The organism is Pseudomonas sp. OTU750018 (assembly GCF_011636575.1).
GTDB lineage: Bacteria > Pseudomonadota > Gammaproteobacteria > Pseudomonadales > Pseudomonadaceae > Aquipseudomonas > Aquipseudomonas peli.
In genome coordinates, this window is record NZ_JAAPAU010000002.1 from 148125 (window position 1) to 167201 (window position 19077).

Genomic DNA, 19077 nt, shown 5'->3' on the forward strand with positions numbered 1-19077 from the left:
ACGGCACCTAAGGTGCCGTTTTTTTTATACCAGCGCGGCAATCAGTCGTGCAGATGCTCGGCGGCGTGCAGGGTGTTTTCCAGCAGGCAGGCGCGGGTCATTGGGCCAACGCCGCCCGGTACTGGAGTAATCCAGCCAGCGCGGGGTAGGGCGGTTTCATACACCACATCGCCAATCAGTTTGCCGTCGGTCTGGCGGTTGATGCCTACGTCGATGACGATGGCGCCGGGCTTGATCCACTCGCCGTGAACCAGGCCAGGCTTGCCGGCAGCTACCACGACGATATCGGCTTGGCCTACATGCATGGGCAGGTCTTTGGTGAAGCGATGGGTCACGGTGACGGTGCAACCGGCCAGCAGCAGCTCCATCGCCATCGGCCGGCCGACAATGTTCGAGGCACCAACTACCACTGCGTGCATGCCGTACAGGTCGACGCCGGTGCTTTGCAGCAGGGTCATAATGCCTTTCGGGGTGCAGGGGCGCAGCAGTGGCATACGCTGGGCCAGGCGACCGATGTTGTAGGGGTGGAAGCCATCAACGTCTTTATCCGGACGAATGCGCTCCAGTAATAAAGAGGCGTCGAGATGTTCTGGCAGTGGTAGCTGCACCAGAATGCCGTCGATGCTCGGTTCTTCATTCAGGCGGTCGATCAATGCCATCAGCTCGTCCTGGCCGGTAGTAGCTGGCAGGTCATAGGCCTGCGAGACGAAGCCAACTTCTTCGCAGTCTTTGCGTTTGTGCGAAACGTAGACCTGGGACGCAGGGTCGCTACCGACGAGAATCACCGCCAGCCCGGGTGCGCGCAGGCCTTGCTGGCGGCGTTCGGCGACACGATGGGCGATCTGCTGGCGCAGGCTGGCGGCAATTGCTTTGCCATCGATCAGTTGTGCGGTCATTGCGCTTGGTTAACCATAAAGAAAGGATGGAAAAAGGACGCGCATTCTCGCATGACCGTGCTGTGGGGCAAAGGCGCACGCCACGGTTTTCGCGTAACTCCTTTAAATGGCTGAATTTTTTTAACTTTTCCTGTTGACGGCCTGAAACGGCCTCTATAACATTCGCCCCGCTTGTCGAGCACAGCCAGTCGCTGGGTAAGACGGCAAAGGTCGAAGCTGCAAAGTTTTTTCCGAAGCCGAAAGCTTTAAGTCTGCAACTGCAGATGGATAGGCGCCCGTAGCTCAGCTGGATAGAGCATCCGCCTTCTAAGCGGATGGTCGCAGGTTCGAGTCCTGCCGGGTGCGCCATTTGGCGGTCTTGGCTCAAGCAAAATGCAATATGGTGGGCGTAGCTCAGTTGGTAGAGCACAGGATTGTGACTCCTGTTGTCGTGGGTTCGATCCCCATCGTCCACCCCATATTCCAAAGCGCCAGGTTAATTCCTGGCGTTTTTGTATAAAGCTTTACCACGCGGACGTGGTGGAATTGGTAGACACACTGGATTTAGGTTCCAGCGCCGCAAGGCGTGAGAGTTCGAGTCTCTCCGTCCGCACCAAGTATATTGCTGTTTTACAAAGAGTTTTCTTGGGACTCCGTTAAAAATGGATTGTCTTGGGAACATTTTGGGAATAACACACGAAAAAGGCAGCTCCGAAAGGGCTGCCTTTTGTCGTTTCTGGGGCTGGGTTTAGAGCTTTAGCGCGGCTTCCAGGATGCCCACCATGTCCGGGCCGTCTTCGTTGATCCAGGTGCCGTAGTGGCGTTTGATCATGGCGGTTGAGGTATGGCCCATCTGATCGGCGATCCAGTCCAGCGGCACCGCGCCGGTGGTGGGCAACTGGCTGGCGAAAGTGTGTCGGCAGTTGTTCGGCCCCCTGTAGTGCACGCCGGCCGCTTCCAGGTGTGGACGCCAGAATCCCTTTAGCAGCATGTCTGAGCTGCTGTGCGCCGCGCCGGTAGTGGTGCAGTGGAAGACAAAGCGCACGCTCTGACGCTTGCGGGTTTTGTTGTCGCGGTCTAACACCTCAATCTGCACCGGCTTGGTCTTCTGGGTGTGGATGGCCTGCGCCATGAGTGCCTGCAGGGCGGGTTTGAGCAGGCGGATCTCGCGGTTGGAGCGTCTGGTTTTAGTCACCTTGTACACACCGCGCACCTGACTGCGGCGCAGCTTCACTGTTCCAGCCTTGAGGTCGACATCTTCCCAGGCCAGTGCAATGGCCTCCGACACCCTCGGCCCTGCCCAGATCATGAACTGAGCCAGGTGCAGCTCCTGAACTTTTTCTGATGGCTCGCTGAGGATGGCCTCGATCTCTTCCCGCGTGAACGGGTCCACCTCGTCCTGGTCGGGCAGCATGATCTCGATGCCCTCGGTTGGGTCGTATGCTGAGCGGTTGCGCGTGCGGTACAGCGTGAAGACTTGCTTCATGAGGCTGACAATCTCGCGAACAGTTTTATTGTGCAGGCTGGGCATCAGCGTGTTGTGCACCCACTCCTGCAGATCCAGGTGGTCGATGCCGTCCGCCTGATGATTGCCCCAACGCGGGCGGATGTGGGTTTCAACCTTGCTTTTGTAGTTACGAAAGCCCGAAGGGGCCAGCGTGTTGATACAGGCGCGGGCGTTGATGGTGCGGGGCTGAAAACGTAAGGCCGGCGAGCAAACAAAAGCCCCGGCGTGCGGGGCTTGAAAGTGACCATTTTGAGGGGATGCGCGGGATGGTCAGGCGTTGTTGCAACTTTTAGTTCGAATCGGTTGGAGCTTCAGCTTTTGATTTAATAAATCCGGCCATGATTCGAGCGATCTCCCGATAACCCTCAATGTTTGGGTGTAATCCTTCGTCCCAGTAATGTTTGTGCGAAACAATCGGGCGAAACTCTTTATCCAGATCGGCCACCGTGCAGTTGCATTGTGGTACCCAATTTCTTAACAGAGCATTGACCTTGTCGTTTCTGGCCTGATTTTCATCTAGGCGCGGCAGAAGCGTCGAAACAATTACTAGTCCTCCTTTGTCACTTAAACGCTTAGCGATTAAGCGAATCTGGTCGAAAGTCTGCTCGGGCGACATGGGAGTTTTCCAGTCATTGGTGCCTATCAAAACGACATAGTTGTCAGCTGGAGCAATTGCATCGAGGCGCTGCAATACATCCGACGAATTGTTACCGCCTTCGCCAGCGTGGCCGTAGCCAAACTGGTCAGTGTGCGGGCCGGTAAAGTCAAAGTCTGGTATTTGAGCCGCCATCATGCAGCGGAAAAACCTGCCGTAGCTCCACCAGGTGATCGAGTCGCCGACCATCGTGAGGCTTGGACTATTCTTAGTTTCGGCTGTCTCGACCGCATAGACACTGTACTGACCTGGTGCTGGCAGTTGGCTGCCTTGCTCCCAAACCAGATTACCCATATACATCGAGCCATCAGCTTCAAACATTTCACCCATACGAAAACGGTAGCTCTGATGGTTGAGTGCTAGCTCGTAAAGAGTGTCGAAGTCAAAGGCCGACTTGTATAGCAAACCGTCCTGTTCAGGCTCAAAGCGAATTAGACCTTCGCGTGCTTCTAGGATACTGAGTGTGCCAAGAAGCTGCTTAGCAGCAATGGGGTGTGGCTTCAGTTCACATTCTTGGGCGTAAACGGAAAAACAGACCAAAAAACAAGCAATTATACGTAGCATGATGCCCTCTCTTGCCGCGATTTTACTTCAATTGCCTGCCTATTCGCACCTTTCGGGTGGTCTAAGCGTTGCCCAAGCCAACCACTGCGGCATCAATCGAAGCGATGGTTTGCTCGGTGAGTTGTTTGGCGTCATCTACCTGGCCTGCGGCCATCAGCGTTCTGATTTGCTCTTTAGCCGCCAGGCGGTTTGTCCGTAACAGCTCCAGCGTAACGGTGTAATGTGCCGCCTCTGCAAGAATGTTGTCCGCCGCTTGCTGAGGTGTGCGGCCGTTGAGGGCCCAGGCAGCGACCATTGGTGGCACCTTGCCCTGGTAGTTGGCAGCGGCGAATTGCTCAGCGTCGATGCGGGCGCGGTCGTATTCAATGGCACGCAGGGCGTCGCCAGCTACTGCAGTGCGGGCGACGTCTGCAGCGGTGTCCACCGATTGGCACAGGCTTACAGTTAGGGCTAGGCGATTTGCAGCTTGCAGAGTGGCATCTAAGGTCCAAGCGTTGTCCGACCAACTGTGGTCAACCGATGGCCGTGGCAGGGTGGTGAGGCCTTCGGGCAGGTTGCCCAGTTCGGTGTATTGCTCAGCTGCACCAGTATCCGTGCGGTAAACCGTGCCTCGATGGTCGGCCAGCTGTTGCGGTTGGCCATCAACCAGCGCCCAGACTTTGCCTGCTGCGGGGTTAGCCAGCTTGGCAGCTAGTTGAATGGCGTTGCTCGGCACCTGGATGCCTAACCCAGAAATACGGGGAGGGCGACAGGGCCAGAGAGGACGCCCGCGTTGTCTGCGATGTAAATGTGCATGGAGGGTTCCTCAGATCAGTTTGATACGGCCGGGGTAGGCGATGTTTCGCGGGCGTGATTCAGCGCCACCACTGCTGGACGTGTTGAAATCTGAGCCAGAGACAAAAACTGAAGCACCACCACCAGAAGAAACGAAAACTGCACTAGCCATGGTGTGGGTGTGTGCCAAGTTTTGCGATGCCTGGGAGCTACCGGCTATTCGCCCAACGTCAACGCCCCTCGTTTCATCCAGAACGCGCAAGAACTCTCCGCGTCCTTCAGGCCCCCGGAATGTTGCTGCACCATCGCCTGATGTCCACGCTGTTCCGCCGTAAGTATTACAACAACGGCTCACACGCCGGGTTCATCTTGTACATGACGGACGCTGCGCAGAATGAGGACTTCGTCGGCGATCTGCGCAATGCGATGAAGAACAGCAAAGGCCCCGGTAATTTCCGCAACCTGTTCATGTACGCACCAGGCGGGAAGAAGGACGGCATCCAGCTGATCCCGATCAGTGAGGTGGCGGCCAAGGATGACTTCGCCGCCATCAAGAACATCAGCCGCGACGATCTGCTCACGGCGCTGCGCATTCCACCTCAACTGCTGGGCATCGTCCCGCAAAACGCGGGCGGCTTCGGCAGCCTACGCGAGGCCTCTGAGGTGTGGGCAATGAATGAACTTGAACCGATGCAAGCCCGCCTGGCCCATCTGAATGACTGGGTGGGGGAGGAGGTGATCAAGTTCCGGCCGTTTGAATTACCGGCAAAGGGGTGAAAGCCCCCGCGCAGTAAACGAGGCGACGAGCCGGTGCGCTAACACCGGCTCGAAGTCGAACCACTCGAGCACGCCGAGTGATCCACCAAGGAGTCGACCTACTGCGTTGATCTAGATGGAGCTGCCCGATTTAACGAGTGCTCGTTGCTCTAGAGGATTACAGTGTTGGTATTACAACTACTTCTACCGACAGCCGCTCTGCCAATATGGCCAGTTCAGCCGGCAAGTCTCGCTGAATAACGAGTACCGATCTTGCGTCTGGAATGTCCAGTTTGGCTCGCTGCCATGCGATAGCTACTGACTTGTATTTAATGCATTGGAAAATGCCACGAGACAGGTCTGCGTCGTTGGAAATGTGAGATTTAACCTCAACCGCAACCATTTTTCCGGCCTTGCTGAAAAGAACATCCGCACGGTCACCTGACGGTAGGTTGACTTCTTTTTCACCTTTCCACCCACGGATGGCACCGTCAATGACAAGTCTTGGGTTGTTCAGAACGAAGTCCTTAAGAGCTTTGTGGGCTTCGGACTCTTGCTCCTTAGAGAAGCCGCCTAAGGCAGGTGATATTAGCCGCTCGTCAACCTCCTCCTCGGGAAGGATGGCACCAGTAATAGGTTCCATTTCGTAGATATCGAGGAGTGCATCCCAATTACGGCATTCAAAAATATCCTGGGTAGCTCTTTCAACTACGGCTTCTTGCTCAGATTCAGTCAGCGATTCGAATTCTCGTCCTTTTGTGTAACGTTTGAAGTAGGCGTCACAGCCTGTCCCGGGGCGGCGAGTCCCTTTATTGACTACCAAGATGTTTAGAGGGGGAAGATCCATTTCCTCCTCCTTCTCTGTATCTCTCAGTGCATCTCCGACTACTCCGGCTACTCGGCCGTACAGAGCGGCATGAGCACTGTGCCCTAGACCTCTTCTAACAAGCTCTCTATCGAGGTGCTTGTAAGTGATCGTTCTGCGGTTTTTTGCGCACCAGACAAGAAGCGGGATGATCGCGTTGGCTGTATCTACGGTCCAGGTATTGCCAGTGAGACGTTCAGGAATAGCCATAAATAATCCTTATTTAGAGAGGCAAACCATAGTGGCACTGTGCTTGTGTTGTCCATTGGCGCGCGCAGTCTTCCCCACTCCACGCCTGCGGGCTAAAGGGGGCTAAAGGGGGCTATTTTTCTTCACCCCTGCGCAGGCTCTATGCGGGCCGCTGCGGGCGCTTGCTGCAGCTTTTACTGCGCGGCAATACCTGCAAAAGCCTGCGGTGTAGCGGCTTATGTAGAGGGGGTTGTGAGTTTTCTATTGGGGCAGTTTTCAGTTTCGCTATCGGCCGAGGGTAATTTTGGTCATATCTCGGATCTTAGAAGCTGCAAGCCCCGATTTTACTGGCTTCGGCTGCTTACCTTTATGGGTAATTAACGGTAAGTGCGAAGGTAATAAATCTGTAAGTGATTGATTTTAAAGGGCTCTGTGTTGTGACTGTCTAGCCTGGGTTTTGGGTAATCGCCTAACCTGAAAATTACTCTTTTATTACTTTTAAAAATATCCTCTAAGTTATTGAAATATATATATTTTAGCCGCTTTAAAAGGTAGCCTAACCAAAATTACCCCAAAAAAATGTGTCAACATAAAAACCTGTTGACCGCCCCGGCGGCGGCTCATACAGTGCCGCTCCCTTCATTCTTGGGAATGACTTGGGAACAATTCAGGCATGTGCAAAGCGCGCAGGCCAATAGCAATCAGCCGTCCAGGCAGCTGGGGTTATTGTTGGTGAGTTCGAGTCTCTCCGTCCGCACCATCTTTTAGCTCCCTCCCGTTTGCCGCCTGCATCTAGGGTGACTTCTGCAAATCGACCCTCTAGAATGCATGCCCTTGATTAGGGGCCGGCAAGCGGCCGGCTTATGTCTGTGCAACGAGGATTATCCATGCAAGTTTCTGTTGAAAGTACCTCTGCTCTCGAGCGCCGTATGACCGTTGGCGTCTCTGTTGAGCGCATCGAGACTGAAGTCAACAAGCGTCTGCAGCAGACTGCCCGTCGTGCCAAGGTCCCTGGTTTCCGTCCTGGCAAAGTGCCAATGAGCGTGATTCGTCAGCGTTATGAAGATGCTGCGCGTCAGGAAGCTCTGGGCGACCTGATCCAATCCACTTTCTACGAAGCCGTTGTTGAGCAGAAGCTCAATCCAGCAGGCGCTCCGGCCGTTGAGCCGAAGTCATTCGAGAAAGGCAAGGATCTGGAATACGTTGCAACCTTCGAAGTGTTCCCGGAATTCACCGTTGGCGGCTTTGAATCCATTGCCATCGAGCGCCTGCAGGCTGACGTAGCTGACGCTGACGTCGACAACATGCTGGAAATCCTGCGTAAGCAGAACACCCGTTTCGAAGCCGCCGAGCGCGCTGCCGAAAATGGTGACCAGCTGAACATTGATTTCGTTGGCAAGATTGACGGCGAAGCCTTCGCAGGCGGCTCGGCCAAGGGCACTCAGCTGGTTCTCGGCTCCGGTCGCATGATCCCTGGCTTTGAAGATGCACTGGTCGGCGTCAAGGCTGGTGAAGAGCGTGTAATCAACCCAACTTTCCCGGCTGATTATCAGAACCTCGATCTGGCAGGTAAAACTGCTGAGTTCACCGTTACCGTTAACAGCATCGCTGCACCTCAGCTGCCTGAGCTGAATGATGACTTCTTTGCCCTGTTCGGTGTTAAAGAAGGCGGTCTGGAAGGCTTCCGTGCTGAAGTGCGCAAGAACATGGAGCGCGAGCTGCGCCAGGCTATCAAATCCAAGGTTAAAAACCAGGTTATGGATGGTCTGCTGGCTGCCAACCCGATCGAAGTGCCAAAGGCGCTGATCAGCAACGAAGTGAACCGTCTGCGTGTGCAGGCTGTTCAGCAGTTCGGTGGCAACCTCAAGCCTGAGCAGCTGCCAGCTGAGCTGTTTGAAGAGCAAGCCAAGCGTCGCGTTGTGCTGGGCCTGGTTGTGGCTGAAGTGGTCAAGCAGTGCGAACTGAAGCCGGATGACGCACGCGTTCGCGAAATGATTCAGGAAATGGCTTCGGCTTACCAAGAGCCTGAGCAGGTTGTGGCCTGGTACTACAAAAACGACCAGCAAATGAACGAAGTGCGTTCGGTTGTACTGGAAGAGCAAGTTGTAGATACTGTTTTGCAGAAGGCCAACGTGACCGATAAAGCGGTCTCGTACGAAGAAGCTGTCAAGCCGGTAGAAGCACCTCAAACCGCCTGATTTCTTTACCTCGTTCGAACACGCCATAAGCCAGCCTCCGCGCTGGCTTATGCGTATTTGTGACATGACTATTTAGGGAGCGAGTGCAGCATGTCCCGCAATCCTTTTATGCATCAAATGTCTGATATCCAAGCTGCTGGCGGCTTGGTGCCAATGGTTGTTGAGCAGTCTGCTCGCGGTGAGCGTGCGTACGACATCTATTCGCGTCTGCTCAAAGAGCGCGTAATCTTTCTTGTCGGTCCTGTAGAAGACTACATGGCCAATCTGATCTGCGCGCAATTGCTGTTCCTTGAAGCGGAAAACCCGGACAAGGACATCCATCTGTATATCAACTCACCGGGCGGTTCGGTGACGGCGGGTATGTCGATCTACGACACCATGCAGTTCATCAAGCCCAACGTGTCCACGACCTGCATTGGTCAGGCGTGCAGCATGGGCGCATTCCTGCTGACCGCTGGCGCCGAGGGCAAGCGTTACTGCCTGCCGAACTCGCGAGTGATGATTCACCAGCCACTGGGCGGCTTCCAAGGCCAGGCGTCGGACATTGAAATTCACGCCAAAGAAATCCTCTTCATCCGTGCGCGCCTGAATACGCTGATGGCGAAGCACAGTGGGCGGACCCTGGAAGAAATCGAGCGCGATACCAATCGTGATAACTTCATGAGCGCCGAAGCCGCTCGTGAGTACGGGTTGATCGACGCTGTGATTGAAAAGCGACCTGCTTAAATATAAGCAGCTCAAAATAGGGCGGGCCGGCTTATCTGGTCTCCGGCGGGCTTGAAAAAGCCCGCATAAGCCTTCATCTTGTGTTGCAAGCCTATCGGATTTGGATCGAACGAATGACTGACACCCGCAACGGCGAGGACAACGGCAAGCTGCTTTATTGCTCCTTCTGCGGCAAAAGCCAGCATGAAGTGCGCAAATTAATTGCCGGCCCCTCGGTCTTCATCTGCGACGAGTGCGTAGACCTGTGTAATGACATCATCCGCGAGGAGGTGCAGGAAGCTCAGGCTGAGAGCAGTGCGCATAAATTGCCTGCCCCCAAGGAAATCAGCGGCATCCTTGATCAGTATGTGATTGGTCAGGAGCGTGCTAAGAAAATTTTGGCTGTAGCGGTTTATAACCATTACAAGCGCCTCAATCAGCGCGATAAGAAAGATGACATTGAGCTGGGCAAGAGCAACATCTTGCTTATCGGCCCGACGGGTTCAGGTAAGACCTTGTTGGCTGAAACCCTAGCGCGGCTTCTCAATGTACCGTTCACTATTGCAGACGCCACCACACTGACCGAGGCTGGTTATGTGGGCGAGGATGTGGAAAACATCATTCAAAAGCTGTTGCAGAAATGCGACTACGACGTAGAAAAGGCTCAGATGGGTATTGTCTACATCGACGAGATCGACAAAATCTCGCGTAAGTCTGATAACCCTTCGATTACCCGTGATGTATCGGGTGAGGGTGTGCAGCAGGCGCTGCTGAAACTGATTGAAGGCACTGTTGCCTCTGTTCCTCCGCAGGGAGGGCGTAAGCACCCACAGCAAGAGTTTTTGCAGGTTGATACTCGCAATATACTGTTTATTTGTGGTGGTGCTTTTTCTGGCCTGGAAAAGGTCATTCAAGGCCGTTCTACCAAAGGCGGAATCGGTTTCAATGCCGAGGTTCGCAGTAAGGAAGAAGGCAAGAAAGTTGGCGAGTCACTTCGCGCTGTTGAGCCCGATGACTTGGTCAAGTTCGGCTTGATTCCTGAGTTCGTCGGTCGCTTGCCGGTCATTGCAACCTTGGATGAGCTTGATGAGGCGGCCCTGGTACAGATTCTGACCGAGCCGAAGAATGCCTTGACCAAGCAATATGCCAAGCTGTTTGAAATGGAAGGGGTGGATCTTGAGTTCCGTCCTGACGCGCTTAAGTCGGTTGCGCACAAGGCGCTTGAGCGTAAAACCGGTGCTCGCGGTTTGCGTTCGATTCTCGAAGGTGTGCTGCTCGACACCATGTATGAGATTCCTTCGCAGTCGGACGTCAGTAAAGTGGTTATCGATGAAAGCGTTATCGATGGCACCTCCAAGCCGTTGCTCATTTATGAGAACAACGAGCTGCCAGCTAAGGCTGCGCCTGACGCGTAACAGCGTTGTAACATGTTGAAAGCAAGGGGCCTGCGGGCCCCTTTGCTTTTACTGTGTCGACGCTTGTTTTTTGTTGGGGCTGCCCCCATCTTAGGGTTAAGGGTTATCCCATCCGTTCACGGCCATATGGCCGCCGTAGAGCCGAAATCATGAAGACAACCATCGAATTGCCTCTCTTGCCGTTGCGCGATGTTGTGGTCTATCCGCACATGGTCATTCCGTTATTCGTCGGGCGTGAGAAATCCATTGAAGCGCTTGAAGCTGCAATGACGGGCGAGAAGCAGATTCTGCTTCTCGCGCAGAGAAATCCTGCCGACGATGATCCAGATGAGGCTGGCCTCTATCGGGTTGGTACAGTCGCCACCGTTTTGCAGTTGCTCAAGCTTCCAGACGGCACCGTCAAGGTACTGGTCGAAGGCGAACAGCGTGGTGAGATTGAGCGTTTTATCGAGGTCGATGGTCACTGCCGTGCTGAAGTGCAGCTGATCGACGAAGTTGATGTCGCGGAGCGTGAGTCTGAGGTTTTCACCCGTAGCTTACTGAGCCAGTTTGAGCAGTATGTTCAACTCGGTAAGAAAGTACCTGCCGAGGTGTTGGCATCGCTGAACGGCATTGATGAGCCGAGCCGTCTAGTCGACACCATGGCGGCACACATGGTGCTGAAGATCGAGCAGAAGCAAGAAATTCTGGAAATTACCGATCTGGCTGCGCGGGTTGAGCATGTATTGGCACTGCTGGATGCGGAAATCGACCTGCTGCAGGTTGAGAAGCGCATCCGCGGTCGGGTCAAGAAGCAAATGGAGCGTAGCCAGCGCGAGTACTACCTGAATGAGCAGATGAAGGCCATTCAGAAAGAGCTTGGTGACAGCGAAGAAGGCCATAATGAACTTGATGAGCTGAGAAAGCGCATCGACAACGCTGGCCTCACAGCTGAAGCGCTGAGCAAAGCCAATGCGGAGCTCAACAAGCTCAAGCAGATGTCGCCGATGTCCGCTGAGGCTACTGTGGTGCGCTCCTACATTGATTGGTTGGTCAATGTGCCATGGAAAGCGCAGAGCAAGGTACGTCTCGATCTGGCACGCGCTGAAAGCATTCTGGATGCGGATCACTATGGCCTGGAAGAGGTTAAAGAACGCATTCTTGAGTACCTCGCCGTGCAGAAGCGCGTAAAGAAACTCAAAGGCCCGGTATTGTGTTTGGTCGGACCACCTGGTGTGGGTAAAACCTCACTGGCAGAGTCGATTGCCAGTGCCACAAACCGTAAGTTCGTGCGTATGGCGCTCGGTGGTGTGCGTGATGAAGCTGAAATCCGTGGTCATCGCCGCACCTATATTGGCTCCATGCCGGGTCGATTGATTCAAAAGATGACCAAGGTCGGCGTGCGTAACCCGCTCTTCTTGCTCGATGAAATCGACAAAATGGGCCAGGACATGCGCGGCGACCCTGCGTCGGCGCTGCTTGAGGTGCTAGATCCAGAGCAGAATCACAACTTCAACGATCACTATCTGGAGGTCGACTACGACCTGTCCGATGTGATGTTCCTCTGCACGGCTAACTCGATGAATATTCCGGGTCCGCTGCTGGACCGCATGGAAGTGATTCGCTTGCCGGGTTACACCGAAGCCGAGAAGATCAACATCGCGATCAAATACCTGGCGCCCAAGCAGGTTCAGGCCAACGGTCTGAAGAAAGCTGAGCTGGTGTTTGAGGACGCGGCGATTCGCGACATCATTCGCTACTACACCCGCGAGGCCGGTGTGCGCGGCTTGGAGCGGCAGATTGCCAAGGTGTGCCGCAAAGTGGTCAAGGAGCACTCCACCGAGAAGCGCTTCCAGGTCACCGTTACGGCAGAGTCGCTGGAGCATTTCCTCGGCGTGCGCAAGCATCGCTACGGTTTGGCCGAGCAGCAGGATCAAATTGGCCAGGTCACCGGTCTTGCATGGACCCAAGTTGGCGGTGAGCTGCTGACCATCGAGGCAGTCGTGGTCCCTGGTAAAGGCCAGCTGATTAAGACCGGTTCGCTTGGCGATGTAATGCTGGAATCCATCACCGCTGCGCAGACCGTTGTTCGCAGTCGGGCCAAGAGCCTGGGCGTGCCTGTGGACTTCTATGAGAAGCAGGACATTCATATCCATATGCCGGAAGGCGCGACGCCCAAAGACGGCCCCAGCGCAGGCGTTGGCATGTGTACGGCGCTGGTTTCAGCCCTGACACAGATCCCTGTGCGTGCAGATGTGGCCATGACTGGGGAAATTACCCTGCGTGGGCAGGTACTAGCCATCGGTGGTTTGAAAGAAAAACTGCTGGCTGCTCACCGCGGTGGAATCAAGACCGTCATCATTCCGGAAGAGAATGTGCGCGATTTGAAAGAGATTCCGGAGAATATTAAGCAAGACCTGCAGATTAAACCGGTTAAATGGATTGACGAGGTCCTGCAAATTGCGCTGCAATACGCCCCGGAGCCCTTGCCTGATGCGGCTCCCATGGTTGCAAAGGATGAAAAACGCGAGACTGATTCCAAGGAGCGAATTAGCACGCATTAGCCGGAGGGGTTCCTTGACACATTTTTAGAGCCCTTGTTATAAAGCGGCTCTTATCGTGTCGGCAGGCTCTCCGCACCAGCTTCGCTTACATTTAAAAGCAAGAAATAAACTCAACAGAAATTAAGGGGACTTAAGAGTGAACAAGTCGGAACTGATCGATGCCATCGCTGCATCTGCTGATATCCCAAAAGCTGTTGCCGGCCGTGCGCTGGACGCAGTAATTGAATCCGTTACTGGCGCTCTGAAGGCCGGTGATTCCGTAGTACTGGTTGGCTTCGGTACTTTCGCTGTGAAAGAGCGTGCTGCTCGCACTGGCCGCAACCCACAGACTGGTAACCCAATCAGCATCGCTGCTGCCAAGATTCCAGGCTTTAAAGCCGGTAAAGCCCTGAAAGACGCTGTCAACTAAGCCTCTTTCGGTTTTGCCCAGCAGATCAGTTGAATGGCTGATCTGATGCGGGGCGGGATGTTCAGCCGAGCATGGCTCGCTGAGCACGACGAATAAGCTGCTTGAGTTCGATCCGCTTCGCCAGTTACGAGAAGGCGCATCCACTGATGCGCCTTTCTTCTATCCGGATTTTACCCACACTGCGCGACTGCTTTATTTTTACAGTCGTTCTGGGGGACGCATGCTGCAAAACATCAGGGACAATTCACAGGGTTGGATTGCCAAAACCATCATCGGCATTATCGTCGCGCTGCTCGCGCTGACAGGTGTGGATGCCATTTTTACAAGCACCAGCAACAGCCAGAATGCGGCTGAAGTTAACGGCGAGAAGATCACTACTACTGAACTCAGCCAGGCGGTTGAGATGCAGCGTCGTCAATTGCTTCAGCAGTTGGGGCGTGATTTCGATGCGTCCTTGCTGGATGAGAAACTGCTGCGCGAAGCCGCGCTGAATGGCTTGGTTGAGCGTACTTTGTTGCTCGATAGCGCCAAAGACGCCAAGTTTGCCTTCTCGCAACAAGCGTTGGACCAACTGATCCTGAAAACCCCTGAGTTCCTGGTTGATGGCCAGTTCAATGCAGAGCGCTTTGATCAGGTTATCCGTCAGTTGGGCTACAGCCGTTTGCAGTTCCGTCAGATGCTTGAGCAGGAAATGCTCATCGGTCAGCTGCGCGCCGGTTTGGCTAACAGCGGTTTTGTCACTGATGCTCAGGTGCAGGCGTTTGCCGCACTGGAGAAGCAGACACGTGATTTCGCGACCCTGACTCTCAAGGCTGATCTGAACGCGGTCACGCTCAGCGATGACGACATCAAGGCCTACTATGACGCTCAGGCCAGTGAGTTCATGACTCCTGAGCAGGTTGTGCTGGAATACGTTGAGCTGAAAAAAGACGCTTTCTTCGATCAGGTTGAAGTCACCGATGAGGCGCTGCAAAGCGCTTATCAAAGTGAAATCGCCAACCTCGCCGAACAGCGCCGTGCTGCGCACATTCTGGTTGAGGTCAACGATAAGCTGAATGACGAACAAGCCCAGGCCAAACTGGTCGCGGTGCAGAAGCGTCTTGAGCAGGGCGAAGACTTCGCCGCGCTGGCCAAAGAAGTCTCCGATGACTCGGGTTCGGCAGGTGAGGGCGGTGATCTGGGCTTTGCCGGCCCAGGCGTGTATGACCCGGCCTTTGAAGAAGCACTGTATGCGCTGGAAGAAAATGCCGTGTCTGCTCCCGTGCGCAGCGAGTTTGGTTGGCACTTGATCAAACTCCTGGGTGTTCAGGCGCCGGAAGTGCCGAGCTTCGCCAGCCTGGAAGAGAAACTGCAGCGCGATCTTAAGGCGCGTCAGGTTGAGCAGCGCTTTGTTGAAGTGTCAAAAGACCTCGAAGACGCCGCGTTTGAGTCATCTGACTTGGCTCAGCCCGCTCAGGAACTCGGCCTGGAGGTCAAGACGACCGAAGCGTTCGGTCGCCAGGGCGGCGCTGAAGGTCTGACGGCCAATCGTCAGGTGATTCAGGCGGCATTCAGCGATGAAGTGCTGGAAGACGGCAGCAACAGCAGTGTGATCGAGCTTGATCCGAACACTGTGGTGGTGGTGCGCGTTAAAGAGCACAACAAACCTGAGCAGCTGCCGCTTGAGCAGGTTGCCGATAGCATCCGCGCCCAGTTGACCAAGGTTCGCGCAAGCGAAGCCGTGAAAGCCAAGGGTGAAGAGCAGCTGGCTGCTTTGCGCGACGGTCAGACGCCGGTTACCCAGGCCGATGCCAAGCAGGGCTGGAATGTGGTCGAAGCGGCCACTCGTAGCCAGGAAGGCGTTGAGCCGGTGGTGCTGCAAGCGCTGTTCCGTATGCCTAAGCCTGAAGCAGCTGACAAGCCGACCTTCACCGGCCTCAGTTTGAGCAACGGTGATTTTATGATCATCCGTCTCAATGGCGTGAGCCAGCCGGAGCAAGCGTTGTCAGATGAGGACAAGGCCATGTACAGCCGCTTCCTCGCCTCACGCGTCGGTCAGCAGGACTTCGAAGCGTTCCGCAAGCAGCTGGAAGAGACAGCGGATATCGAACGTTTCTGATCGATATCACTGAAGAATAAAAAAGGCCGCTTAATTAAGCGGCCTTTTTTATTGCTGCGATTTAACTGCTTACTCTTCCATAGCGCCCATGGCGGTGGTGTTGAAACCGCCGTCGACGTACATGATCTCGCCGCTGACGCCCGAGGCCAGGTCCGAGCACAGGAAGGCGCCGGCGTTGCCGACTTCTTCGATGGTCACGTTGCGACGCAGTGGGGTCTGCTTCTCGTTAGCGGCGAGCATCTTGCGGAAGCTCTTGATACCGGAGGCGGCCAGGGTGCGGATCGGGCCTGCAGAGATGGCGTTGACGCGGGTGCCTTCTGGGCCGAGGCTGCCGGCCAGGTAGCGTACACCGGCTTCCAGGCTGGCCTTGGCCATGCCCATCACGTTGTAGTTAGGCATGGTGCGCTCGGCGCCCAGGTAGGACAGGGTCAGCAGGCTACCATTGCGGCCTTTCATCATTTCGCGGCCGGCTTTGGCCAGGGCGACGAAACTGTAGGCACTGATGTCGTGTGCGATGCGGAAGCCTTCGCGGGTGGTGACGTCGGTGAAGTCACCGTCCAGTTGGTCGCCAGGGGCGAAGCCAACGGAGTGAACGATGCAATCCAGGCCGTCCCACTTCTTGCTCAGGGCTTCGAAGACCGAGGCGATTTCCTCATCGTTTGCCACATCGCATGGGAAGCACAGGTCAGCGTTCGAGCCCCAATCAGCGGCAAAGCCTTCAACGCGGCCTTTGAGCTTTTCGTTTTGATAGGTGAAGGCCAGTTCGGCGCCTTCACGGTGCATGGCTGCTGCGATACCGGAGGCAATGGACAGTTTGCTGGCGACGCCAACGATCAGTACGCGCTTGCCGCTTAGAAAACCCATGGGTGTGATTCCTCTTCCTGTCTACAAGAATTAGCCAGCTGGGACCATAAAGGCCGCTTCCAGCAACTGTTGTGTATAGATGTCCTGTGGCGCGGCAAAGACACGTTCAGCCGGGCCTTGTTCGACCACTTTGCCTTGTTTCACCACCATCACCTGGTGACTCAGGGCCCTGACCACGGCCAGGTCATGGCTGATGAACAAGTAGGTCAGGTTGTATTTGGCCTGTAGTGAACGCAGTAATTCGACCACCTGGCGCTGCACGGTGCGGTCGAGGGCTGAGGTCGGCTCATCCAGCAGGATCAACGCAGGTTTGAGTACCAGGGCACGGGCGATGGCGATGCGTTGACGCTGGCCACCGGAGAACTCGTGGGGATAGCGGTGACGGGTTTCAGGGTCCAGCCCCACTTCCACCAGTGCGTCGATAATGGCCTGTTCCTGTTCGGCTTCGCTGCCCATGCGATGGATCTGCAGGCCTTCGCCAATAATCTGGCCAACTGACATCCGCGGACTGAGGCTGCCGAAGGGGTCCTGAAACACCACCTGCATCTGCCGGCGCAGTGGGCGAACGTCATGTTGCGAGAGCTGGTCGATGGCCTGGCCCTGGAAGCGGATGCCGCCCTGACTGCCGAGCAGACGCAGAATTGCCAAACCCAGGGTGGATTTTCCCGAGCCGCTTTCGCCGACGATGCCCAGGGTATGCCCCTGCGGCAGGCTGAAGTTGATGCCGTCCACGGCTTTGACATGGTCGACCGTGCGGCGCAGCAAACCCTTTTTGATCGGGAACCAGACGCGCAGGTTGTCGATTTCCAGCATAGTTTTGCCAGGCGGCTGATCGACCGGGCCGCCCGTGGGCTCGGCGCCCAGCAGTTCACGGGTGTAAGGATGTTGTGGGTCTTTAAACAATGTTTCGCAGGCCGCCTGTTCGACGATATGCCCGCGCTGCATCACGCACACACGATGGGCAATGCGCCGCACCAGATTGAGATCGTGGCTGATCAGCAGAATCGCCATACCCAGGCGCGCCTGCAGGTCCTTGAGCAGCTCGAGGATCTTCAGTTGCACGGTGACGTCAAGCGCGGTGGTCGGCTCGTCGGCGATCAGCAGTTCCGGCTCGTTGGCCAGGGCCATGGCGATCACTACGCGCTGGCGTTGCCCGCCCGACAGCTCGTGTGGGTAAGCCTTGAGGCGCTTGTGCGGCTCGGGAATGCCGACCAGCTCCAGCAGCTCCAGAGTACGTGCTGTGGCGGCCTTGCCGCGTAGACCTTTGTGCAGCCCCAGCACCTCGTTGATCTGCTTCTCAATGCTGTGCAGCGGATTCAGCGAAGTCATGGGCTCCTGAAAGACCATAGCGATGCGGTTGCCACGGATGCCGCGCAGTTTGTTCTCGTTCAGTTTGAGCAGGTCTTGTCCGGCGTAGTGAATGCTGCCGCTGGGGTGCTGCGCCAGCGGGTAGGGCAGCAGGCGCAGGATTGAGTGCGCGGTGACTGATTTTCCCGAGCCGCTTTCGCCCACCAAAGCCAGGGTTTCGCCGCGCTTGATGTCGAAGCTGACGCCTTCGAGCACGCGCTGTTTCAGGCTGCCGGTGACGAATTCGACCGCCAGGTCGCGGACTTCGATGAGGGTGTTGGAGTCGGTCATGTCATTTCCTCGGATCGAAGGCATCGCGTGCCGCTTCGCCGATAAACACCAGCAGGCTGAGCATCAGAGCGAGCACGGCAAAGGCGCTGATACCGAGCCAGGGCGCCTGCAGGTTGGATTTGCCCTGGGCCACCAGCTCACCCAATGACGGTGCGCCCGGCGGTAGGCCGAAGCCGAGGAAATCCAGCGCAGTGAGGGTGCCGATCGCGCCGGTGAGGATAAACGGCATAAAGGTCATGGTGGAAATCATCGCGTTGGGCAGGATATGGCGGAACATGATCGAGCCGTTCTGCATGCCCAGGGCGCGGGCTGCGCGCACGTATTCCAGGTTGCGTCCACGCAGGAACTCGGCGCGCACCACATCCACCAGGCTCATCCAGGAGAACAGCAACATGATGCCCAGCAGCCACCAGAAGTTCGGCTGCACGAAGCTGGCGAGGATAATCAGCAGGTAGAGCACCGGCAGCCCGGACCAGATTTCCAAGAAGCGCTGCCCGGCCAGATCGACCCAGCCGCCATAGAAGCCCTGCAGGGCGCCGGCAAAAACGCCGATTACCGAACTGGCCAAGGTCAGGATCAGGGCAAACAACACGGAAATGCGGAAGCCATAAATCACCCGTGCCAGAACATCGCGGCCCTGGTCATCGGTGCCCAGCAGGTTTTCCGCTGAGGGTGGCGCTGGGGCGGGCACTTGCAGGTCGTAATTGATGCTGGAGTAGCTATAGCGGATCGGCGGCCAGATCATCCAGCCGTCCTTTTCCTTGATCAGCTCTTGGATGTAAGGGCTTTTGTAGTTGGCCTGCAGCGGGAATTCACCGCCGAAGGTGGTTTCCGGGTAGCGCTTGAATACCGGGAAATACAGTTCGTTGTCGTAGCCCACCACCAGCGGTTTATCGTTGGCGATCAGTTCGGCACCGAGGGTGACGAAGAACAGGGCGAGGAACACCCACAGCGACCACCAGCCGCGTTTGTGCGCCTTGAACAGCTGGAAGCGGCGTTGATTGATTGGCGACAGTTTCATC

Annotated in this window: 13 protein-coding genes, 3 tRNA genes and 2 pseudogenes; 10 read left to right on the top strand and 8 right to left on the bottom strand. The window is 55.8% G+C overall.

Going from position 1 to position 19077, the window contains the following annotated elements; translation table 11 throughout:
- Nucleotides 1-41 precede the first annotated feature (41 nt).
- Complete coding sequence (gene folD, locus HCI85_RS09555) at nucleotides 42-896, bottom strand: bifunctional methylenetetrahydrofolate dehydrogenase/methenyltetrahydrofolate cyclohydrolase FolD (RefSeq protein WP_167144527.1); 855 nt, start codon at nucleotides 894-896, stop codon at nucleotides 42-44.
- 271 nt (nucleotides 897-1167) lie between these two features.
- On the opposite strand from folD, the gene HCI85_RS09560 reads away from it, so the two are divergent.
- The 3 genes from HCI85_RS09560 (at nucleotide 1168) to HCI85_RS09570 (ending at nucleotide 1491) form a co-directional block, all read left to right on the top strand.
- A tRNA-Arg gene (locus tag HCI85_RS09560) sits at nucleotides 1168-1244 on the top strand.
- 34 nt (nucleotides 1245-1278) lie between these two features.
- Nucleotides 1279-1354, top strand: a tRNA-His gene (locus HCI85_RS09565).
- A 52-nt stretch (nucleotides 1355-1406) separates the two neighbouring features.
- Nucleotides 1407-1491: transfer RNA gene (locus HCI85_RS09570), tRNA-Leu, on the top strand.
- A gap of 132 nt (nucleotides 1492-1623) precedes the next feature.
- Here the strand turns inward: HCI85_RS09570 and HCI85_RS09575 are convergent.
- The 3 genes and pseudogenes from HCI85_RS09575 to HCI85_RS09585 form a co-directional block, all read right to left on the bottom strand.
- A pseudogene (locus HCI85_RS09575) lies at nucleotides 1624-2538 on the bottom strand (tyrosine-type recombinase/integrase); the annotation flags it as partial.
- Between the two features lie 133 nt (nucleotides 2539-2671).
- Nucleotides 2672-3601: an SGNH/GDSL hydrolase family protein gene (locus tag HCI85_RS09580; RefSeq protein ID WP_167144529.1), complete on the bottom strand. Its 930-nt coding sequence runs from the start codon at nucleotides 3599-3601 to the stop codon at nucleotides 2672-2674.
- A 61-nt stretch (nucleotides 3602-3662) separates the two neighbouring features.
- Nucleotides 3663-4316 (bottom strand): phage tail protein, encoded by a 654-nt coding sequence (locus HCI85_RS09585; RefSeq protein ID WP_167144531.1) that lies wholly within the window; start codon nucleotides 4314-4316, stop codon nucleotides 3663-3665.
- A gap of 374 nt (nucleotides 4317-4690) precedes the next feature.
- On the opposite strand from HCI85_RS09585, the pseudogene HCI85_RS09590 reads away from it, so the two are divergent.
- Nucleotides 4691-5152, top strand: a pseudogene (locus tag HCI85_RS09590) (phage portal protein); the annotation flags it as partial.
- A gap of 157 nt (nucleotides 5153-5309) precedes the next feature.
- On the opposite strand, the gene HCI85_RS09595 reads toward HCI85_RS09590, so the two are convergent.
- Nucleotides 5310-6206 (bottom strand): hypothetical protein, encoded by an 897-nt coding sequence (locus HCI85_RS09595; protein ID WP_167144533.1) that lies wholly within the window; start codon nucleotides 6204-6206, stop codon nucleotides 5310-5312.
- Between the two features lie 866 nt (nucleotides 6207-7072).
- Between HCI85_RS09595 and tig the strand changes: the two genes are divergently transcribed.
- From tig to HCI85_RS09625, 6 genes are all read left to right on the top strand, one after another.
- On the top strand, nucleotides 7073-8383 hold the full coding sequence (tig, locus tag HCI85_RS09600; RefSeq protein ID WP_167144535.1) for a trigger factor: 1311 nt from the start codon (nucleotides 7073-7075) through the stop codon (nucleotides 8381-8383).
- Nucleotides 8384-8473: 90 nt separating this feature from the next.
- Nucleotides 8474-9109 (top strand): ATP-dependent Clp endopeptidase proteolytic subunit ClpP, encoded by a 636-nt coding sequence (clpP, locus tag HCI85_RS09605; protein WP_090255862.1) that lies wholly within the window; start codon nucleotides 8474-8476, stop codon nucleotides 9107-9109.
- A gap of 113 nt (nucleotides 9110-9222) precedes the next feature.
- Nucleotides 9223-10503 carry an ATP-dependent Clp protease ATP-binding subunit ClpX gene (gene clpX, locus HCI85_RS09610; protein WP_090255861.1) on the top strand — a complete coding sequence of 427 codons (1281 nt, stop codon included), beginning with the start codon at nucleotides 9223-9225 and terminating at the stop codon, nucleotides 10501-10503.
- Nucleotides 10504-10652: 149 nt separating this feature from the next.
- A complete protein-coding gene (gene lon / locus HCI85_RS09615; RefSeq protein ID WP_167144537.1) occupies nucleotides 10653-13046 on the top strand; it encodes an endopeptidase La in 2394 nt (797 codons plus the stop codon).
- A gap of 136 nt (nucleotides 13047-13182) precedes the next feature.
- Nucleotides 13183-13455, top strand: coding sequence for a nucleoid-associated protein HU-beta (gene hupB / locus HCI85_RS09620; RefSeq protein ID WP_010490206.1), 273 nt, complete (start codon nucleotides 13183-13185; stop codon nucleotides 13453-13455).
- A gap of 220 nt (nucleotides 13456-13675) precedes the next feature.
- A complete protein-coding gene (locus tag HCI85_RS09625; protein WP_167144539.1) occupies nucleotides 13676-15553 on the top strand; it encodes a SurA N-terminal domain-containing protein in 1878 nt (625 codons plus the stop codon).
- Between the two features lie 69 nt (nucleotides 15554-15622).
- On the opposite strand, the gene fabI is transcribed toward HCI85_RS09625, so the two are convergent.
- From fabI to HCI85_RS09640, 3 genes are read right to left on the bottom strand one after another with little or no spacing between them, the layout of a single operon-like run.
- Nucleotides 15623-16417 (bottom strand): enoyl-ACP reductase FabI, encoded by a 795-nt coding sequence (fabI, locus tag HCI85_RS09630; protein ID WP_090255858.1) that lies wholly within the window; start codon nucleotides 16415-16417, stop codon nucleotides 15623-15625.
- Nucleotides 16418-16447: 30 nt separating this feature from the next.
- Nucleotides 16448-18055 carry an ABC transporter ATP-binding protein gene (locus tag HCI85_RS09635; RefSeq protein ID WP_167144541.1) on the bottom strand — a complete coding sequence of 536 codons (1608 nt, stop codon included), beginning with the start codon at nucleotides 18053-18055 and terminating at the stop codon, nucleotides 16448-16450.
- 1 nt (nucleotide 18056) lies between these two features.
- On the bottom strand, nucleotides 18057-19076 hold the full coding sequence (locus tag HCI85_RS09640; protein ID WP_090255856.1) for an ABC transporter permease: 1020 nt from the start codon (nucleotides 19074-19076) through the stop codon (nucleotides 18057-18059).
- Between the last annotated feature and the right edge of the window lies 1 nt (nucleotide 19077).